Consider the following 18,400-nt stretch of genomic DNA (forward strand, 5'->3'; position numbering starts at 1 on the left):
CACAGTGTCAAATTCAGACGCGCAGGTCCTTGCGCAGGATCTTGCCGACAGGCGATTTCGGCAGTTCGGTGCGGAATTCGATGAAGCGCGGGCGCTTGTAATTGGTCAGGTTGGCGATGCAATGGGCCTTTACCTCCGCTTCCGTCAGATTCGGATCCTTTCTGACGACGAAGAGTTTTACCGCCTCGCCGGAATGGCCGTCCGGCACGCCGATCGCCGCGGCTTCGAGGATGCCGGCATGCATGGCGGCGACTTCCTCGATCTCGTTCGGATAGACGTTGAAGCCGGAGACGAGGATCATGTCCTTCTTGCGGTCGACGATCTTGGTATAGCCGCGCTCGTCCATGAAGCCCATGTCGCCCGAGCGGAAGTAGCCATCTGATGTCATCACCCGCGCCGTTTCATCCGGCTTCTGCCAATAGCCGGCCATCACCTGCGGCCCGCGGATGCAGATCTCGCCGATTTCCCCAAGCGGCAGCGAACGGCCCTCCTCGTCGCGAATGTCGAGTTCGGTGGAGGGCAGCGGCAGGCCGATCGAACCGGTGAACTCGGCCGAATCGAAGCGGTTGGCGGTGGCAACGGGCGAGGTCTCGGAAAGACCGTAGCCTTCCGTTATCGAAGTGCCAGTCATAGCAAGCCAGCGCTCGGCGACCGGGCGCTGGACGGCCATGCCGCCGCCAAGCGACATGACGAGCGAGGAGAAATCGAGCTTGGCGAATTCGGCATTGTTCATCAGCGCGTTGAACAGCGTGTTGAGGCCGGGGAAGATGTGAATGTTGGACTTTCCGAACTCCTTAACGAGGCCGGGAATGTCGCGCGGATTGGCGATCAGGATATTGTGGGCGCCGAGCGACATGCCCATAAGCGAATTCACCGTCAGCGCGAATATGTGGTAGAGCGGCAGCGCGCAGAGGAAATTCAGCACCTCCGGCTGCTTCTTGCGCTGGAAAGCCGACCGCAGCCACAGCGACAGCTGCAGCTTGTTGGCGAGCAGGTTCTGATGTGTCAGCACCGCGCCCTTGGCAACGCCCGTTGTGCCGCCGGTATATTGCAGGAAGGCGACGTCGCCGCCGGCAAGCGTGACCGGCTGGAGGCTCTTCTTCGCGCCTTCGCGCAGTACCTGGCTGAAGCTCTTATGCTGCGGGATCGACCAGGAGGGAACGAGCTTCTTCACCTTGCGCACGACGAAATTGACGATCAGCCCCTTCGGCCCCAGCATCTCGCCGAGCGAGGTGACGACGACATGGCGCAGATCGGTCTTGTTCAGGACCTGCTCGACCGTGCGGGCGAAATTCTCCAGCACGAAGATCGCCTTGGCGCCGGAATCGCGCAGCTGGTGTTCGAGCTCACGCGGCGTATAGAGTGGATTGACGTTGACGACGACGAAGCCGGCTCTGAGGATGGCATAGGTCGCGACCGGATTCTGCAGGACGTTCGGCATCATCACCGCGACGCGGTCGCCCTTCTCGAGCCCGATGCTCTGCAGCCAGGCGGCGACCTTGCGCGTCTGGTTCTCCAGCTCGCGGTAGCTCATCGCCTTGCCCATGCTGGAAAAAACCGTCCGGTCGGCGTAACGGGCGCAGGACTTTTCCAGTAGTTCGGCAAGAGAGGCATGTTCCAGCGGCGGGAGTTCGGCCGGAACCATTTCGGGATAGGTGGCAAGCCAGGGCTTGTCGGCTTTTGCTCCGTTCGGATGGACGGAAATGCTGCTCATCGTGTCTCTCTCTCCCTTGCGGCCGCTGCGCCGGCGCCGAGCCACTATCGGCTGGCCCGCAATTGACCGGAAGCATCCTCCATCTTCCTGTCCGGCAGCTTATGCCATTGCCTGAACGGTTCAAGCCGAATGACGCTATACTAACCTTGACGTAAACGTCAACATTGGCTCGCCGCGCAGCGCTCGAAAGGCAGGGAACTTTGAGTCCGCCATGGCGTTGACCTTCACACCAACCATGAGGAACACCAAAAAGGAGGTTTCAATGCTGAACCAGGATACTGACGCCAGCCGCCGCGACCCTGACACCAAGGAAACGCATTCGCTGATCGCCAGCGACCGGGTCGAAGGCACTCGGGTCTATGGCTCCGATGGCCGGCATATCGGCTCGATCGAACGCCTGATCATCGGCAAGCGCGATGGCCGCGTTGCCTATGCGGTGCTGAGCTTCGGCGGCTTCCTAGGCATCGGTCACGATCACTATCCGTTGCCCTGGGAAAAGCTGAATTACGACACCCAGCTGGACGGCTATCGCATCGACCTGACCAAGGAGCAGATCGAAGGCGCACCCAGCTATTCGGACGATGATGACACCTGGTACAACGATAATGGCCGCCGGGTCTATGACTACTACGGCGTGCCGCCCTACTGGATGTAAGTCGTCCGATGGACCGAGCTGGAAGGGCCCCGTGCGATGCGGGGCCTTTTTGGTGTGCCCCGAGGGGAGAAGAGGGAGTCGAGACGTTGCGGCCGCCTTTATTGTCGACCCGCGACAAGATCATTGGCCGACCGCAGCACTGTACCGACGACAATGTCATTGGCCGAAATCAGCTTTGCCGTCTTCACCGCAAACACATGGCTCTCGCCCGGCAGCAGCGTCACCAGCATCGTATCCACCACAGCATCCGGATCCAGCCGATCCGCCATCAGGCAGAGGTCCTTGAGGAAATTCTCAGCCGTCACCTTCACGGCATAACCGCCCGCAGTGCCGGTCACATCGACCGCCAGCCGCGGCACCGGCAGGGCGAGCTCGATATCCTCGACGAAATAATGCAACGCTCGCCGGTCGAGCATCTCGACGACGATGACCTCGTCCTTTGGTAAGTCCGGCCTGACGATATTCTCGGGCAGCGGAAATTCCTTGGCTTCGAAGCGGTCGCAGAGCAGGCGCCAGAATTCGAATTCGGCCAGCACCGTGCCGTCGAGCTTCAAACGTCTGCCGCTGATCTTCGCCCGCCAGAACAATGTTCTCTCGTTGACCGCCACTGCCGCAAGTCCGCCGCCGCGCGGCTGGATGGTCAGCAGGCGTGGATCATAAGCGGCCTGCAGCGCATACCAGAGCGGCTTGCGGCGCCCCGGCCGAATCGACCGCCGCCCAGGAGGTCACCGGCCAGCAATCGTTGAACTGCCAGACCACCGCACCCTTACAGATCTCCCGATGCGAGCGCATGTGCTCGATGGCGAAGCGGATGGCGCGGGCCTGGGTGAGCTGGGTGGCGAAGTGCCAGTCGTCCATCGTCTTCGGCTCCGGCAGATGGCCGGCGAGGCCGCGGATCAGCTTGTCATTGCCGAGCGTCGCCTTCTGATGGTGGAAGACGCCGTTCGATTGCGGCGTCAGCGGCTGATCGTGCACGCTTTCGGCGATCGTCGCCCAGGCCGCCGGCGCCTGCCAGCCGAATTCGGAGCAGAAGCGGGGAATATAGTTGCGGTAGACCTCGTAACCGACATCGTTCCAGACGTCCCAGATATGTTTGCAGCCATGCGCGTCGGCATTGGGCTCGATCTCCATCGGGCCGGAATAGGGGCTGCCGGGATAATAGGGCCGATCGGAATCGAGTTCGGCACAGAGCCGCGGCAGCAGGTCGAGGTAATAGCCGAGCCCCCAGCTCTCGCCGGCCTTGATGATCGGCCGCCAGCCCCATTCGTCGAAGCCCCAGATATTCTCATTGTTGCCGTTCCAGAGAATCAGGGAGGCATGCGACATCAGCCGCACGACATTGTCGCGCACCTCGGCCTCGACCTCGCTCTTCAGCGGCTCCTCCTCCGGATAGGCGGCGCAGGCAAAGAGAAAATCCTGCCAGACCAGCATGCCCATGCGATCGCAGGCCGCGTAGAATTCGTCGTGCTCGAAGATGCCGCCGCCCCAGACGCGCAGCATGTGGATATTGGCGGCCTTCGCCTCCTCGATCCGGGCGGCATAGCGCTCGGCCGTCACCCGCGAGGGGAAACAATCGTCCGGAATCCAGTTCGCGCCGGCAATGAACAGCGGCACGTCGTTGATGATGAAGGTGAAGGCCGAGCCGTGCGCGTCGGCCGAGGTGTCGAGCCGCAGCGAGCGGAAACCGAGCTCCCGCTCGTAACTGTCGAGCACGCCGCCGGCATCGTCGAGGAGCTCGAGCGTCAGGGCATAGAGCGGTTGCGCCCCGAGATGGTGTGGCCACCAAAGCTGCGGCGAGGGGAGGCGAAGCTCGAAGGCGAACTCGTCTTGCCCGGCGCCGATTGCCACGGTCTTCGTGATGCCGCCGATTGTCGCGACGAGCCGGCATGGCGCGCGGTCGCCATGTCGTGCCACCTTCGCATGGATCTTCACCAGCCCGTCGCCGCCGGAAAGGCTTGCCGAGACCCGTGTTTCGGCAAGCCGCGCCCGGTCCCAGCTTTCCAGCCGCACCGGTTTCCAGAGACCTGCGGTCACCAGCGTCGGACCCCAGTCCCAGCCGAAATTGCAGGCCATCTTGCGCATCAAATTGCCCGGTCCCGGATAGTTGTTGGGCCGGTAGCCGTAATGTTTCTCCATCTCCGCGCCATAGGCATAGGCCGAGCGGAAGCTGACCGTGAGTTCATTGGCGCCTGTTTTCAGCAGCCCGGAAACATCGAAACGATAGGTGCGATGCATGTTGAAGCTGCGGCCGATCTCTTCGCCGTCCAGCGCGATGACCGCGACCGTATCGAGCCCGTCGAAGACGAGCTCCTGCACCCTGTCATCATCGGGTGCGGCCTCGAAGCTGCAGCGATAGGTCCAGTCGGTCTTGCCGATCCAGTCATTGGTGATCTCGTTGACGTCGATATAGGGATCGGGGATCAGTCGGCTGGCGAGAAGGTCGAGATGCACGCAGCCCGGCACCGTCGCGGCGATTGTTTCCGGCAGGCCCGGTCTTGCTGTATCGTTGCAGGAGAGCGTCCAGCCGGAATTGAGCACGGTCTTCTCGATCATGGCGGGCTCCTGATTTATGCCGCTCGAAACTGTGGTGGGGTGGCTTTAGGAGGGGCGCCGCGGCGCGTCAGAGAAACCGGCCGTGGCGCTGCAGCACTTCGATCTTGTAGCCGTCGGGATCGCTGACGAAGAAGAACAGGCCGAAGAGCCTGCCGTCGCGATTGAGCTCCACCAGCTCACCCGGCTTAAGTCCGAGTTTCAGCATGCGCTCGCGCTCGACCGCCACTTCTTCGACCGAGATGGCGAGATGGCCATAGGCATTGCCGAGATTATAGGGCTCGGTCCGGCCCTTGTTGACGGTCAGCTCCAGTTCGAAGCCGGTCTCGGCATTGCTCAGATAAATCAGCGTGAAGGTTTCGAAATCGACGCGATCGGCGATCGAAAGGCCAAAAGCCTTGCGATAAAAGTCGACCGAACGCGCCTCGTCGAGAACGCGGATCATGGAGTGGATCATCTTCGCCAATTCTGCCTCCCATTCTTTCGGTCACGCCTGTGGTAGCGGTCCTTTCACGCCGCGCGCAAGCCGATTCTTCGGGTGATCGCCGCTTCGACGAGGCCCATGGCGTCATAGATCAGCACCGCCATCAGCCCGACGATCAGCCCGCCCTGCAGGATGAAGGCGGTATTGTCCGAAATGAGCCCGGCGATGATCACCTCGCCGAGGCCCTGGGCCGCCACCGTCGAGCCGATCGTCGCCGTGCCGATATTGATGACGGTCGCGACCTTCAGCCCTTCGAGGATCAGCGGCAGGGCAAGCGGCAGCTCAACCCGCAACAGCCGCTGGGTGGCACTCATGCCCATGCCGTCGGCCGCATCGAGCACCTGCGGCGACACCTGCTTGAGTCCGGCGACGGTATTTTCGAAGATCGGCAGCAGGCCATAGAGAAACAGTGCGATCAGCGTCGGCATGGCGCCGAAGCCGGTGGCGGGGACGGCGAGCGCCAGCACCGCGACCGGCGGAAAGGTCTGCCCGGCATTGGCAATCGCCCGCGACAGCGGCAGGAAGTCGGCGCCGCTTTCGCGGGTGACGAAGATGCCGCCGAGCACGGCGAGCACGGCGCTGCAGGCGATCGATCCGACGACGAGCTGCAGATGGCCGGCAGCCAGCGACGCAAGGCTATTCTGCGTATAGACGGCGGGCGCATTGTTGCTGGTCAGCGGCGTCAGCAGGAAGGAAAGCCACTCTGTCCTGAACAGCAGGATGAGCAGCAGGACGAGCGCCGCCAGGCGGAAGAGATTGGCGACGACGAGTTTCATGCCTTGCGGCCCAGTTCAAGCAGCCGCGTCATCGAAATCGATCCGACAGGCGCCTTTTCGCCATCCTGCACGGCCGCCTCGTCGACCCCTTGCCAGATCATTTCGGCGAGCGCGTCGCGCAGGCTGAGCGACTGCGGCAGAGCATAGGCAAGGCCGCTCTTGGCCGGCTCCATGCTCTCCTTCAGCGGCAGCAGCGACATCAGCTTCAGTGCCCGGTCGGAGGTGCCGGTCAGTTGCTGGACGAAGGGATCGGCCGGTTCGGTGAGGATCTTTTCCGGCGTCGAGCATTGCAGCAATCTGCCCTGGCTCATCACCGCGATCTGATTGCCGAGATGGAAAGCCTCGTCCATGTCGTGGGTGACGAGAATGATGGTGGTGCCGAACTGCTTCTGGATCGCCAGCAGGTCGTCCTGCGCCTTGCCGCGGATGACGGGATCGAGGGCGCCGAAGGGTTCGTCCATCAGCAGCAGTTCCGGTTCGGCCGCCAGCGCCCGGGCCACCCCGACGCGCTGCTGCTGGCCGCCGGAAAGCTGGTGCGGATATTTGTCGGCGAAAGTTGCCGGATCGAGGTTGAACAGTCCGAGCAGTTCTTCGACGCGGGCGGCGATACGCGTCGAATCCCATTCGAGAAGCTGCGGCACGGTGGCGATATTCTGCGCGACGGTGCGATGCGGAAACAGGCCGTGCCCCTGGATGGCGTAGCCGATCCGGCGGCGAAGCTCGGTCACTTCGACGTCCATGACATTCTGGCCGCCGACGAAGATCTCGCCTTCGGTGATCGGCACCAGCCGGTTGATCATCCGCATCAGCGTCGATTTGCCGGAGCCGGACGTGCCGACGATGACGGTGATCGAGCCCTTTTCGACCTGCATCGAGACATTGTCGACGACGGTGGCGGCACCATAGCGCTTGGTAACGTTGCGGATTTCGATCATGCTCATGCGGCAGGCCCCCGGATGCTGTCGATGACCGCATCGAGGATGACGGCCGATGAGAAGGCGAAGAAGACGGTCGGCACGGCGCCGAGCAGCACCAGATCCATCGCGGTCTGGCCGAGCCCCTGGAAGATGAAGATGCCGAAGCCGCCGCCGCCGATCAACGCGGCGATCGTCACCATGCCGATCGCCTGCACCAGCACGATGCGGATGCCGGTAAGAATGACGGGAAAGGCGAGCGGCATGTCGATACCAACAAGGATCTGCCGGCGCGTCAGCCCCATGCCGGCCGCAGCATCGCGCACCGACGGATCGACGCCCTGCAGGCCGACGACGGTATTGGCAACGATCGGCAGCAGCGAATAGAGCACCAGCGCAATCAGCGCCGGCGCCGTGCCGATGCCGCGAATGCCGATCGCTGATGCCAGCGGCACATGCGTGGCGAGATAACCGAGCGGCAGCATCAGCAAGCCGAAGAGCGCCAGGCTCGGGATCGTCTGGATGAGGCTCAGACCCTGCAGCACGACGGCCCGCAGCCGCGGCACCCAGAAGCAGAGGATGCCGAGCGGCAGGCCGAGAATAATGGCGACGGCAAGCGAGCCGAGCGCCAGCAGCAGATGCGAAATCGCTTCCGTCTCGAATTGCGGCGCCCGCGTCGCAAACTCCTTCATGATCGACAGGCTGTCGAGCAGGCCGGAGGCAAGCGAGATGAACAGCAGCGCCGCATAGGCGGCGAGCGCCGCCACCCGCATCCACGGCGCCAGCCTTATCTTCACCAGCGCATCGGAGATGATGAGCCCGATCACCGCAAACAGCACCCAGAAACCACCGCCCGGGGTCATGCGCGCCACGGTGCTGCCGGGCGGCGTCGCCGCGCTCGAGACCAGGCCGATCGCAACGACCAGCGCCACAAGGCAGAGCGTGGCGATGACAAGCCGCGCCACTGCGCTGCGCAGAAACAGCGTCGCCAGGGCGGTGAGAATAAGCAGGGCGGTCAGGATGACGACGGAAGGCTGGGGAAAGAGCTGGGTCAGCAACATCGGCTTGCCGGCGGCGATCCGGTTCGCCTTGACGTAGATGAAGGGCATCAGTGCGGTGGCCGCAATGCCGCCGGCCACCAGAACCACGCCGAGCCGGTCCAGCCTGCGGACCGCTGAGGTTTCGTCCATCGATCCAACCTTATGGGGAAAGGACGCTCCGCCCGCTGCCGGGCGGAGCGGGCGATGATTACTTCAGGAAGCCTTTTTCCTTGAGATAGGCCTCGGCGACGGATTTTGCCGGCTCGCCGTCGACCTGGATCTTGGCGTTGAGCTTGCGCAGCTCGTCGGCGCTGAGGCTTTTGAAGATCGGCGAGAGGATTTCCTCGATCTTCGGATTGGCCTTCAGCACCGCTTCGCGGATGATCGGGGTCGGCGCATAGACCTGCTGCACACCCTTGTCGTCTTCGAGAACGGTGAGTTCGGCCGCTTCGATCGCGCCGTCGGTGCCGTAGACCATGGCGGTGTTGACGCCGTTCGTCTGGTCGGCCGCCGCCTTGATCGTCGCCGCCGTGTCGCCGCCGGAGAGAACGACCATCTGGTCGGGTTTCAACTGGAAGCCGTAGGTCGTCTGGAAGGCGGGAAGCGCGCCGGCCGAATTGACGAATTCGGAAGAGGCCGCAAGCTTGGCGGTACCGCCGCCGGTAACCCACTTGCCGAAATCGGACATGGTCTTCAGCTTGTTCGGGCTGGCGACGTCGTTGCGCACGGCAAGCGCCCAGGTGTTGTTGGCGGGCGAGGGCGTCAGCCAGACGATCTTGTTGGCGTCATAATCGAGCTTCTTCGCCAGCTCATATCCCTGGTCGTTGTTCTTCCAGGCCGCGTCGTCGGCCTTGTTGAAGAAGAAGCCGGCATTGCCGGTATATTCCGGGTAGATATCGATTTCGCCTGCGGTGATCGCCTTGCGCACCACGGGTGTGGCGCCGAGCGCGATGCGGTCCTGCGTCTTGATGCCGTTTGCTTCGAGCGCCAGTGCGATGACGTTGCCGAGCAGCGTGCCTTCCGTATCGATTTTCGACGAGACGACGACGTCTGCGGCCTGAACCGCACCCGCCGCGAAGGCGGAGAGCGAGACGGCAAGTGCGAGTTTCTTCAGCATGGAATATCCCCTGTTTTAACACCGTTGACGTGGCGCAGCCCCCCGGCGGGAGGCGTCTGCGCAGGAAATCCGCCGGCGAAGGCGACAAGGCCGCCATCATGCCGGAATTGCGTGCGTCATGGAAATAGCGTGCACGCTCGAAAAATCGATGCAGGCCCCCTCCAGTATTTGCGTTCGCGCCGGTGATTATGGCGGCGAACGTGGCCCGGCGCGCGGAAAGGCATTCCCTTTTCCAGGGCCGGCGCGATTTGTTTTTGTTCCCTTGCGTGTTTCCGCGATGGTTCCGGTGCTCTTCTGCGGATAACCGCCGCCCGGATTTTTATGACGGCGACGATAGCCCGGCTCTGTCGAGGCAGGGATATCTTTTTTCGCGAACACATCATATCGTCCGGTTTTTAAAGCGCTTTCCGGAGCCAGCCTTTGCATCTCGGCGCCCTGTTCATCATCCGCCACGTCCTGACCTCGGCTTCGGTCCGCGAGACCGCGCGCCGATTCCAGCTGTCGCCCTCCACCGTGTCTGCGGCCATCCGCAATGCCGAGACCGAGCTGGCAATGAAGCTGACGGAACGCGCCTCCGGCGAGCTGGTGACGCTGATCGCAAGCGCCGGCGTGCTCGAAGGCCTGGAGCCGATCACGGTCGCAATCGGCGAACTCTGCCAATTCGCCGGCCAAGCCGGCGCCGGCGGCATCGATGAGGCCTGGGCTGCCCGCATTCCCGTCAAGATCGGCGCGATCGAGCGGTTCCTCGAGGTCGCCGACCAGGGCAGCATCAACCGCGCCGCCCGCCGCCTGCATCTCGGACAGCCGCAGCTTTCGCTGCAGCTTGCCAATCTTGAAAAATTTCTCGGCCGCCGGCTGTTCGAGCGGCAGGCGCAGGGCTCGGTGCTGACGGAGGAGGGCCGGCGCGCCTACCAGATCTTCATGGCGATCAGCCAGGCGTGGAACGATCTGAAATCGGCCGCCGGCGAGCGCTATCGCCGCACCGCCCGGTCGCTGCGCATCGGCTCGATCATTCCGACCGGATCGGAAAGCTGGGTGGCGCGCTGTCTCGGCCTGCTGGTCTCCGAATGGAATGCGCGCCGCAGCAACAATGCGATCTCGCTAGTCTCGATGACCGCCGACGATCTGCGCGAGGCGCTGAAGAGCGGCCGCATCGATGTGGCGATCCTGGATTCGGTCTTCGGGCTGGATGACTTCCGCCACCGCGAACTGCTGCAGACCGACATGGTGGTGATCGCCCCGCCGCAAAGCACGGAGACGACGGTCGCCGATCTGGTCGCCGGTCATGCGATCTGCATGCCGAGCCCGCGCACCGGCCTCGGCCATGCGGCCATGGCCTTCAGCCACGAACGCGCACCCGATCGGCGCTTGCGCAGCCGCGATATCACCGCGGCGGATTCGCTGCCGGTGATCGTCGACCTCGTCGCCAATCACGGTTACGTCTCCTTCCTCGGCCGTGTCAGCGCCATGCCGATCGCCGACAAGGTGCGCATCGTCGATCTCGACGAGGCCCTGCTGATGTCCTATCACGTCGCCTTCAATCATCGCAAAGCCGCCGCTGATGCCTCTGCCGTCATCATCGCGGCGGCGGCGAGAATAACGTCGGAGACCGTCGCGAAAACCGACGCAGTCAGGGAGAGCGCCGCATGACGATCCTGCTGGAGGTCTGTGTCGACAGCGCCGAGGGCCTTGCCGCCGCCATCGAAGGCGGCGCTGGCCGCATCGAGCTCTGCTCGGCGTTGGAGCTCGGCGGCCTGACGCCGCTGCCGAGCCTGATGCGGATCGCCGCCCGGGCGCCCATTCCTGTTTACGCGATGATCCGCCCGCATGCCGGCCCCTTCATCTTCGGCAGCACCGACGAGGAAGCGATGCTGCTCGATATCGACGCCGTGCGCGCCGCCGGCCTCGCCGGCGTCGTCATCGGCGCCAACCGGCCGGACGGCAGGCTCGACATGCCGCTGATCCACCGCCTGAAAGCGCATGCTTCAGGCTTGGGATCAACGCTGCACCGGGCTTTCGATCTGGTGCCGGATGCCGACCAGGCGCTGGAGCAGGCGGTCGAGCTCGGCGTTGAGCGCATCCTGACCTCGGGCTGTGCGCCGAAGGCGGCCGACGGAACCGAAACCCTGAAACGCCTGTCGGCAAAGGCCGCCGGCCGCATTTCGATCATGCCCGGCAGCGGCATCCGCCCCGCCAATGTCAGCGCCATCTTGCAGGCAACCGGCGCCCGCGAGGTCCATGGGTCCTGCAGCTCGCCGGTTGAAAGCGTCGACCCCCGCGCCGTTGCCTTTGGTTTCGAAGCGAAGAGCGCGAACCGGACGGATAGTGCGGTGGTCAGGGAGATGTGCCGGGCGATTGCGTCAATGGAGCGTTAGCGGTCTCGCAATTCCGGACGGAAAGCGTTTTGCGCTTTTGAAACGCGAATGCAGTGCTTGCCGCATGGGTCCTCGGGTCAAGCCCGAGGACGACGGAGGGTGGGGGAGCCAATGTGGCAAGGACCGCAAGGGTGTGTGGTTCTATTGGAATTGCCGTCTTTGTTTAAGCGATCCACACACAAAACCACCCGCACATTTTGCTGGGGTTCTTCCGGATCTCCCGCTTCTTGCCGCACAGGCTTCCCCACCCTCCGTCATACTCGGGCTTGACCCGAGTATCCATGCCGAGCACTCCACGCGCATGTTCTGCGCCGTACCTTAACCAACCCTGATCACCGCCTTGATCAACCCGCTCTTCTCATGTGCCCAGCGGGCGAGGTCGCGCGGTGCGTCGGCGAGCGTCGTGCGGTGGGTGATGAGCTTGTCCACCGGCACAAGGCCCTTGGCGATCGAATCCGCGACATGTTCGAAATCGGCGCGGGTGGCGTTGCGGCTGCCGATCAGCATCATCTCGCGCTTGTGGAATTCGGGATCGGAGAAGCGGATATCGTCCTTGACGACGCTGACCAGCACCAATGCGCCGCCATGGGCGACGAAGGAGAAGGCTTTTTCCATCGACGGGCCGTAGCCGGTCGCATCGAACACCACGTCGAAACCGTCGTTATTGGTCTTTTCCTTGACGGCCTCGGCCGTCGCCTCGTTGGCGACGATGCCGGAGGTGAAGCCGAAGCGCTCCGATGCCATCTGCAGCCGTTCGGCACTGGTATCGAGCAGCGTCACCTCGTGGCCGGCAATGCGCGAGAAGATCGCCGCGCCGAGGCCGATCGGGCCGGCGCCGATGACGAGTGCGCGCTGGCCGGCGCCGGCCAGAGAGCGGCGCACCGCATGGGCGCCGATCGCCAGAAATTCCGTTGCCGCCGCCGCCTCCAGGCTGAGGCCCTTGGCGGGATAGAGATTGCCTGCCGGAACAGAAATCTCCTCGCAGAAGGCGCCGTCGGTATGGACGCCGAGCACCTTGATCTTGGTGCAGCAATTCGGCTTGCCCTTGATGCAGGCGACACATTGGCCGCAGGAGAGATAGGGGTTGACGATAACAGGTGTGCCGGCCGCAAGCGTTACGCCGTCACCGGCTTCGATGACCGTCGCCGAGATCTCGTGCCCCATCACGCGGGGGTATTCGAGGAAAGGGTGCTTGCCCTCGAAGATATGATAATCCGTGCCGCAGATGCCGACATGGCTGACGGCGAGCCGCACCCAGCCGGGCGCCGGCGCGGCGGGGGATGGCCGTTCGACGATCTCGAGCACGCCGGGCTCGCGGCAAACAACTGCTTTCATGACAGGTCTCGCATTCCTGGAAATTGAAGAAGCCGGCCTTCTGGACTGGCTTTCTCTGTGTTTCTCAACTGCTCTTGCGGCGGCGCAGCTGGTCGAAGAAGACGATCACGATGATCAGGAGACCGGTGATGATGCGCTGCCAGAAGGAGTTGACGTTCAGAAGGTTGGCGCCGTTGTTGATGGTGGCGAGGATGAAGGCGCCGATCAGCGGACCGTGCACCGAGCCGACGGCGCCGAACAGGCTGGTGCCGCCGATGACCGAGGAGGCGATCGCCTGCAGTTCCCAGCCGTCAGCCTGCGTCGCGTTGCCGATGGCGATACGCGAGGCGAGCAGCACGCCGACGAAGGCGGCGAAGCCGGCCGACAGGATATAGGCAAGATAGATCATGCCCTTGACGTTGACGCCGGAGAGGCGCGCCGCTTCGGCGTTCGAGCCGACGGCGAAGAGATAGCGGCCCCAGCGGCTCAAATGCAGGAAGACGAAGGACGGCACCGCCACCAGGATGACCATCCAGAACAGGCTCGGAATGCCGAGGAAATCGGCGCGGGCGAAATTGCTGAAACTCTCGTCGGTGATGCTGATCGTCGAGCCGTTGGTGATCAGCAGGCCGATTCCGCGCAGCGATGTCAGGGTCGCCAGCGTGATGATGAACGGCGGCAGGCCCATATGCACGATGCCGAAGCCGTGGAAGGCGCCGATCGCCACGCCGATGGCGAGTGTCAGCACGATCGCCCCCCAAAGCGGCACGCCCGCCTGCAAAAGCCAGGCGATGATGACGGTGCAGAAGCCGACGATGGCGCCGACCGAAAGATCGATGCCGGCGGTGATGATGACGAAGGTCTGACCGAGCGCCAGGATCGCCGTCATCGCGCCTTGACGCAGCAGGTTGGAGATGTTGAGCGGCGTCCAGAAGCTCTCGGTAACGAAGCCGAGCACGATCCAGAGGAAGATCAGCAGTCCGATCAGGGTCAGGCCGAACAGGATGTTCATCTTCCGGCGTGGCGGCGGCGCGACGATTTCGGTGGGGGTGGCAGTCATGAAATTTCTCCCTCTTATTCTTCTGGCTCAGACGCCGATCGCTTCGCTGAGCACTTGTTCATGCGTCGCCGCATGGAAATCATGGCTGGCGACGAGCCTGCCGCCGCGGAACACGTGCAGCCGGTCGGCCAGCTCGTAGACCTCGGGCAGGTAGGAGGAGATCAGGATGATGCCCGCCCCCTCCTTCAGAAGTTTGGCGAACAGCCGGTAGATTTCCGCCTTGGTGCCGACGTCGACGCCGACGGTCGGCTCGTCGAAGATGAACAGCCGGGCACCATGGCTCAGCCACTTGCCGATGACGATCTTCTGCTGGTTGCCGCCCGACATGCTGGAGGCCGGGACCCGCCGGCTCGGCGTCTTGATGCTGAGATCGCGGATCTGTCTGTCGGCATTGGCCGATTCCCGCGCGTGGTTGATGACGGGACCGTGGCTCAACCGCCCGAAGACCGGCAGGTTGATGTTGAGGCCGATCGGCAGGTTGAGGCAAAGCCCCTGGTCGCGTCGGCTTTCCGGCGCCAGCGCAATGCCGAGTTCCATCGCGGTGCGTTCGTTGCGGATATCGACAGGTTTGCCCATCCATTCGATCTCGCCGGCGCTGATCGGCTGGCGTCCGTAGAGGCCGAGCGCAAATTCGCTGCGACCGGCGCCGATCAATCCGTAGAGACCGACGATCTGCCCTGATTTGACGCTGAGCGACACGTCCTCGAAGCCCGGACCCGAAAGACCCTTGGCCTCGACGATCGTCTGGCCGATCGCAATCTCTTCCTTGTGGTAGATCTGCTCGATCGAGCGGTTGATCATCAACGCGATCAGCTCGGCATCGTTGGTCTCGCCGATCAGCCGCGTGCCGACATGGGTGCCGTCGCGCAGCACCGAGACACGGTCGGCCAGTTCGAAGACTTCCTCCATGCGGTGGCTGATATAGACGATGGTGACGCCTTCGCCCTGCAGGCGGCGGATCAGCTTGAACAGCTGCGCCGATTCCTGGCGCGTCAGATAGGCGGTGGGTTCGTCGAAGATCAGGAACTGGGTGCCGCGCATCGCCGCGCGTGCCGTTGCCACCAGCTGCTGCTGGCCGATCGTCAGCGAGCTTAAGAGCGCGCCGGCCGGGAGGCCGAAGCCGAGATCGTCGAGAACGGCCTGCGCCATCTTCTCCATCTGCTTCTTGCGCATCAGGCCGTAACGGTTGACCTCGTCGCCGAGGAAGAGATTGGCGGCGACCGTCAGGTGCCGGCAGAGCACGACTTCCTGGTGGACGGCATTGATGCCGCGGGCGATCGCCTCGTTCGGCGACGACAGCCCCACCGGATGGCCGCACCACAGGACCTCGCCGGCCGTGCGAGTGATGACGCCGGTGAGCAATTTGATGAGGGTGGATTTGCCGGCGCCGTTTTCGCCGACGATGGCGTGGATCTCTCCGGCCAGGAAGGTCAGCGTCGCCGGCTTCAGCGCCTGCACATGACCGTAGTTCTTCTGCAGGCCTTTCAGTTCGAGGATAGGCGATCCGGCGGGAATGCGATTGGCTTCTTTCAGCGTGGCGCTGTCATCATGGCGATGACTGACCTCTTCCAGTCCGGTCATGGACCTCTCCTCCTCTTGTCGTCTCTCGCTCCATCCCTGCTGAACCATACCATGGCCCCTGATAACATGGATAGAAAAGGCCGCGCCGGTTTTTGAGCCGGCGCGGCCGTCTTGTCTGCTTACTTGATCTTCGGGTTCAGGAGCGCGTCGATCTTCGGATCGGCCATGTTCGCCTTGGTGACGAGGTTGGCGCCGGTATCGACATTCTCAGGAACCTTCTCGCCCTTGGAGACGGCAAGCGCGGTCTTGATGCCGTCATAGCCCATGCGATAGGGGTCCTGAACGACGAGGCCGGCAATGGCGCCATCCTTGAGGAAGCCGACCGTCTTGTCGTCGCTGTCGAAGCCGATGACCTTGATCTTGTCGCCGAGCTTGTTTTCGGCGATCGCCTGGCCAACGCCCTGCGCCAGGATGAGGTTCGAGGCGAAGACGCCGACGAGCTTCGGGTTGGCGGTGATCAGGTCCGTCATCATGTTGAGGCCGGTCGTCGCCTGGCCGTCGCCATACTTGTCGGCGATGACCTTCAGGCCGGGATGCTTGGTCTTGATCTGATCCAGGAAGCCTTCGCGGCGCTGCTCCAGCGAGCCGACGCCGGGAAGATTGGTCAGGATGACGATGTCGCCTTCTTCCTTGCCGGTCATCTCCTTGATGGCAGCGGCAAGACCGTCGGCGGCGATGCGGCCGCCCTGGACGTTGTCGGTCGTCAGGAACGACTTGAACGCCTTGGAGTCGGCGCCCGAGTCGATGCCGATGATCGGAACCGACTTGGCGGCTTCATCGATCGGCTTGCCGAGCGCCTTGAATTCCGTCGGCGAGATGACGATGGCGGCCGGCTTGCCGGCAACGGCGTTCTCCAGGATCGAGATCTGACCGTTGATGTCGGATTCTGCCTGGGCGCCGAGTTCCGGCACCTTGACGCCGAGATCCTGGCCTGCCTTGCGGGCGCCGGCCAGAACGATCTGCCAGTAGAAGGACGTCGTGTCCTTGACGATGATCGGGATCGTCACCTCGGCGGCGAAAGATGTGACCGGCATCGCCGTGGCGATGACAGCGGCCCCCGCAAGCGCGGTGAAGGCGCGGCGGGACAGAAGGGATTTCACGATGCTCATAAAGGTTCTCCTCTCAGGATGCGTTCTCCTCCAAATAAACCGGACCGCTGAACGCAGGCGGACGATTTTTATCGATAAAAAACATTTGCAGGCAGAAGCTAGCCGAGGCGCAATCAAATTGCAAGGGTGTCGATCTCGCTTTTTCGCTTCGGAAAACTCCTTCCAAGCTACTGATTTTATTTCCATACAACGATAGCCTAAAATAGCTATCGGCCGAATTCAACCTCATGGGGATGAACGACACCCTTTTTCAAAATCAGGTTGCCGTACAGTCGGAATTCCGTCGTCGCGACAATATAGGCGGCCTTGCGGGCCATCGCGTAGAAGGCGAAGCGCTCCACCGGCACGATGGCAAAATCGCCGGCGCGCCTTGAGACGATCTCCTGGAATTCGGCGCAGACCTCGGGCACCGCCTGGGGATCGCCGACCACCTCCATCCGCCATGCCGTTTCCGGCACGAAGGTGTCGAGCGGCATATGGGTCAGGATCGCTTCGGCCATCGCTGTGGCGCTGACGCCGTCGGCGCGGATGACCGGCGGGCCCATCGAGCCCGAGGGAAAATTGGCGTCCGATATGACGATGTCGTCGCCATGCCCCATGGTCTTCAGCGCATGGAGCAGGTCGGGGCCGAGCAGCGGATGAATTCCTCTAAGCATATTCTTTCCCTCAGACCCGGACCGCTTCGGCGCCGAGCGGCGGCGCGACCAGCGTATAGGGCTCGAATTCGCCGTAGATGTTGTCGGAAAGCGGCGGCTCGACGATTTCCATGTTGCGCGTCACGCTCGAAGCCTTCGCCGTGCCGATCAGCACTGAGGCGACGATCGGCTCGCGCAGCGGAAACTGCATGGCGGGAGCCGCGAGCGGCACGCCGTGGCGCTTGGCGATCGCCTCCATGGCGCCGACTTTGGCGAGCACCTCTTCGGTGGCCGGCATATAGTCGAAATGCGAACCGGGCACCGGACCGGTGGCGAGAATACCGGAGTTGAAGACGCCGCCGACGACGAGCGAGGTCCCTTTCTGCCGGCAGAGCGGCAGCAATTCGGCGACCGCCGAGCGGTCGAGCAGCGTATAGCGGCCGGCCAGCAGGATGCAGTCGAGATCGGCATGGCGCATGACCTCGAGGCAGACCGGAACCTCGTTGACGCCGAGGCCGAAGGCAGAAATCGCGCCCGAGGATTTCAGCTCTTCGAGCGCCTTCACACCGGAATCGAGAAGCTGCTTCTGGTAGACCGCATTCTTCGCCGCGCCATGCGTATAGCCGCCGATATCGTGCACGTAGAGAATATCGATGCGGTTGAGCCCGAGGCGGGCATAGCTGAACTCCACCGAGCGCATGATGCCGTCATAGGAATAGTCGTAATCGGCATCGAAGGAGAGCGGGTCGACATAGCTGTAGTCGGGCACCGTTCCGGTCGGTACCGGCCGCAGCAGCCGGCCGACCTTGGTGGAGAGCACGTAGGAACCATCCGGCTGATCGCGCAGGAAATCGCCGACCCGCCGTTCGGCAAGGCCGAGGCCGTACCAGGGGGCGACGTCGAAATAGCGGATGCCGCTGTCCCAGGCGGCCTGCAAGGTTTCCATCGCCTGCTCGCGCGGGCAGGCGCGGTAGAGACCGCCGAGAGCGGCCGCGCCGAAGCTGATTTCGGTGACCTCGAGCTTGGTCTTGCCGATCCGTCTCGTCTTCATCATGCGTCCTCGTCAAGCCTTGGGA

16 protein-coding genes and 1 pseudogene are annotated in these 18,400 nt (G+C 63.2%); 3 read left to right on the forward strand and 14 right to left on the reverse strand.

What is annotated here, in order from left to right; genetic code table 11:
* Nucleotides 1-13: 13 nt before the first annotated feature.
* On the reverse strand, nt 14-1,714 hold the full coding sequence (locus tag EFD56_RS05440; protein ID WP_126904890.1) for a long-chain fatty acid--CoA ligase: 1,701 nt from the start codon (nt 1,712-1,714) through the stop codon (nt 14-16).
* A gap of 262 nt (nt 1,715-1,976) precedes the next feature.
* Here EFD56_RS05440 and EFD56_RS05445 point away from each other — a divergent pair, with 262 nt between their 5' ends.
* Complete coding sequence (locus EFD56_RS05445) at nt 1,977-2,369, forward strand: PRC-barrel domain-containing protein (RefSeq protein ID WP_004668843.1); 393 nt, start codon at nt 1,977-1,979, stop codon at nt 2,367-2,369.
* Nucleotides 2,370-2,467: 98 nt separating this feature from the next.
* Here the strand turns inward: EFD56_RS05445 and EFD56_RS05450 are convergent.
* The 7 genes and pseudogenes from EFD56_RS05450 to EFD56_RS05480 all read right to left on the reverse strand — a co-directional run bounded on the left by EFD56_RS05450 (nt 2,468) and on the right by EFD56_RS05480 (nt 9,703).
* Nucleotides 2,468-4,922 (reverse strand): annotated as a pseudogene (locus EFD56_RS05450) (glycoside hydrolase family 2 protein).
* Between the two features lie 67 nt (nt 4,923-4,989).
* Nucleotides 4,990-5,385, reverse strand: coding sequence for a VOC family protein (locus EFD56_RS05455; RefSeq protein ID WP_126904891.1), 396 nt, complete (start codon nt 5,383-5,385; stop codon nt 4,990-4,992).
* Nucleotides 5,386-5,429: 44 nt separating this feature from the next.
* Nucleotides 5,430-6,179 carry an ABC transporter permease gene (locus tag EFD56_RS05460; RefSeq protein WP_126904892.1) on the reverse strand — a complete coding sequence of 250 codons (750 nt, stop codon included), beginning with the start codon at nt 6,177-6,179 and terminating at the stop codon, nt 5,430-5,432.
* The gene (locus tag EFD56_RS05465; protein WP_004668850.1) at nt 6,176-7,120 is read right to left on the reverse strand and encodes an ABC transporter ATP-binding protein; all 945 of its coding nucleotides are present in this window, start codon (nt 7,118-7,120) and stop codon (nt 6,176-6,178) included. The genes EFD56_RS05460 and EFD56_RS05465 overlap by 4 nt, the downstream gene beginning before the upstream one ends.
* The gene (locus EFD56_RS05470) at nt 7,117-8,283 is read right to left on the reverse strand and encodes an ABC transporter permease (protein ID WP_126904893.1); all 1,167 of its coding nucleotides are present in this window, start codon (nt 8,281-8,283) and stop codon (nt 7,117-7,119) included. The genes EFD56_RS05465 and EFD56_RS05470 overlap by 4 nt, the downstream gene beginning before the upstream one ends.
* 58 nt (nt 8,284-8,341) lie before the next feature.
* Complete coding sequence (osmF, locus tag EFD56_RS05475) at nt 8,342-9,250, reverse strand: glycine betaine ABC transporter substrate-binding protein OsmF (protein WP_064826861.1); 909 nt, start codon at nt 9,248-9,250, stop codon at nt 8,342-8,344.
* Nucleotides 9,251-9,436: 186 nt separating this feature from the next.
* Complete coding sequence (locus tag EFD56_RS05480) at nt 9,437-9,703, reverse strand: acetyltransferase (protein ID WP_225882841.1); 267 nt, start codon at nt 9,701-9,703, stop codon at nt 9,437-9,439.
* Here EFD56_RS05480 and EFD56_RS05485 point away from each other — a divergent pair.
* Together EFD56_RS05485 and EFD56_RS05490 are read left to right on the forward strand one after the other, a co-directional pair.
* Nucleotides 9,671-10,900 carry a LysR family transcriptional regulator gene (locus EFD56_RS05485; RefSeq protein ID WP_126904894.1) on the forward strand — a complete coding sequence of 410 codons (1,230 nt, stop codon included), beginning with the start codon at nt 9,671-9,673 and terminating at the stop codon, nt 10,898-10,900. The genes EFD56_RS05480 and EFD56_RS05485 overlap by 33 nt on opposite strands.
* Nucleotides 10,897-11,625, forward strand: a complete 729-nt coding sequence (locus EFD56_RS05490) for a copper homeostasis protein CutC (protein WP_126904895.1) — start codon at nt 10,897-10,899, stop codon at nt 11,623-11,625. The genes EFD56_RS05485 and EFD56_RS05490 overlap by 4 nt, the downstream gene beginning before the upstream one ends.
* Before the next feature lie 318 nt (nt 11,626-11,943).
* On the opposite strand, the gene EFD56_RS05495 is transcribed toward EFD56_RS05490, so the two are convergent.
* From EFD56_RS05495 to EFD56_RS05520, 6 genes are all read right to left on the reverse strand, one after another.
* Nucleotides 11,944-12,960 (reverse strand): zinc-binding alcohol dehydrogenase family protein, encoded by a 1,017-nt coding sequence (locus EFD56_RS05495; RefSeq protein WP_126904896.1) that lies wholly within the window; start codon nt 12,958-12,960, stop codon nt 11,944-11,946.
* A 64-nt stretch (nt 12,961-13,024) separates the two neighbouring features.
* On the reverse strand, nt 13,025-13,999 hold the full coding sequence (locus EFD56_RS05500; protein ID WP_126904897.1) for an ABC transporter permease: 975 nt from the start codon (nt 13,997-13,999) through the stop codon (nt 13,025-13,027).
* A gap of 27 nt (nt 14,000-14,026) precedes the next feature.
* Nucleotides 14,027-15,580 carry a sugar ABC transporter ATP-binding protein gene (locus EFD56_RS05505; protein WP_126904898.1) on the reverse strand — a complete coding sequence of 518 codons (1,554 nt, stop codon included), beginning with the start codon at nt 15,578-15,580 and terminating at the stop codon, nt 14,027-14,029.
* Nucleotides 15,581-15,699: 119 nt separating this feature from the next.
* Nucleotides 15,700-16,689 carry an ABC transporter substrate-binding protein gene (locus EFD56_RS05510; protein ID WP_004676002.1) on the reverse strand — a complete coding sequence of 330 codons (990 nt, stop codon included), beginning with the start codon at nt 16,687-16,689 and terminating at the stop codon, nt 15,700-15,702.
* A gap of 206 nt (nt 16,690-16,895) precedes the next feature.
* A complete protein-coding gene (locus EFD56_RS05515; RefSeq protein WP_004676000.1) occupies nt 16,896-17,345 on the reverse strand; it encodes an RbsD/FucU family protein in 450 nt (149 codons plus the stop codon).
* A gap of 10 nt (nt 17,346-17,355) precedes the next feature.
* The gene (locus tag EFD56_RS05520) at nt 17,356-18,375 is read right to left on the reverse strand and encodes an aldo/keto reductase (RefSeq protein WP_126904913.1); all 1,020 of its coding nucleotides are present in this window, start codon (nt 18,373-18,375) and stop codon (nt 17,356-17,358) included.
* Nucleotides 18,376-18,400: the final 25 nt, after the last annotated feature.

The organism is Rhizobium phaseoli (genome assembly GCF_003985125.1).
Taxonomy (GTDB): Bacteria; Pseudomonadota; Alphaproteobacteria; order Rhizobiales; family Rhizobiaceae; genus Rhizobium; species Rhizobium phaseoli.

Bases quoted from the DNA above. Each gene is read 5' to 3' on its own strand.
- EFD56_RS05440 (WP_126904890.1), bottom strand. From the start codon at position 1,714: ATGAGCAGCATTTCCGTCCATCCGAACGGAGCAAAAGCCGACAAGCCC.
- EFD56_RS05445 (WP_004668843.1), top strand. From the start codon at position 1,977: ATGCTGAACCAGGATACTGACGCCAGCCGCCGCGACCCTGACACCAAG.
- EFD56_RS05460 (WP_126904892.1), bottom strand. From the start codon at position 6,179: ATGAAACTCGTCGTCGCCAATCTCTTCCGCCTGGCGGCGCTCGTCCTG.
- EFD56_RS05465 (WP_004668850.1), bottom strand. From the start codon at position 7,120: ATGAGCATGATCGAAATCCGCAACGTTACCAAGCGCTATGGTGCCGCC.
- EFD56_RS05470 (WP_126904893.1), bottom strand. From the start codon at position 8,283: ATGGACGAAACCTCAGCGGTCCGCAGGCTGGACCGGCTCGGCGTGGTT.
- osmF (WP_064826861.1), bottom strand. From the start codon at position 9,250: ATGCTGAAGAAACTCGCACTTGCCGTCTCGCTCTCCGCCTTCGCGGCG.
- EFD56_RS05490 (WP_126904895.1), top strand. From the start codon at position 10,897: ATGACGATCCTGCTGGAGGTCTGTGTCGACAGCGCCGAGGGCCTTGCC.
- EFD56_RS05495 (WP_126904896.1), bottom strand. From the start codon at position 12,960: ATGAAAGCAGTTGTTTGCCGCGAGCCCGGCGTGCTCGAGATCGTCGAA.
- EFD56_RS05500 (WP_126904897.1), bottom strand. From the start codon at position 13,999: ATGACTGCCACCCCCACCGAAATCGTCGCGCCGCCGCCACGCCGGAAG.
- EFD56_RS05505 (WP_126904898.1), bottom strand. From the start codon at position 15,580: ATGACCGGACTGGAAGAGGTCAGTCATCGCCATGATGACAGCGCCACG.
- EFD56_RS05510 (WP_004676002.1), bottom strand. From the start codon at position 16,689: ATGAGCATCGTGAAATCCCTTCTGTCCCGCCGCGCCTTCACCGCGCTT.
- EFD56_RS05515 (WP_004676000.1), bottom strand. From the start codon at position 17,345: ATGCTTAGAGGAATTCATCCGCTGCTCGGCCCCGACCTGCTCCATGCG.
- EFD56_RS05520 (WP_126904913.1), bottom strand. From the start codon at position 18,375: ATGAAGACGAGACGGATCGGCAAGACCAAGCTCGAGGTCACCGAAATC.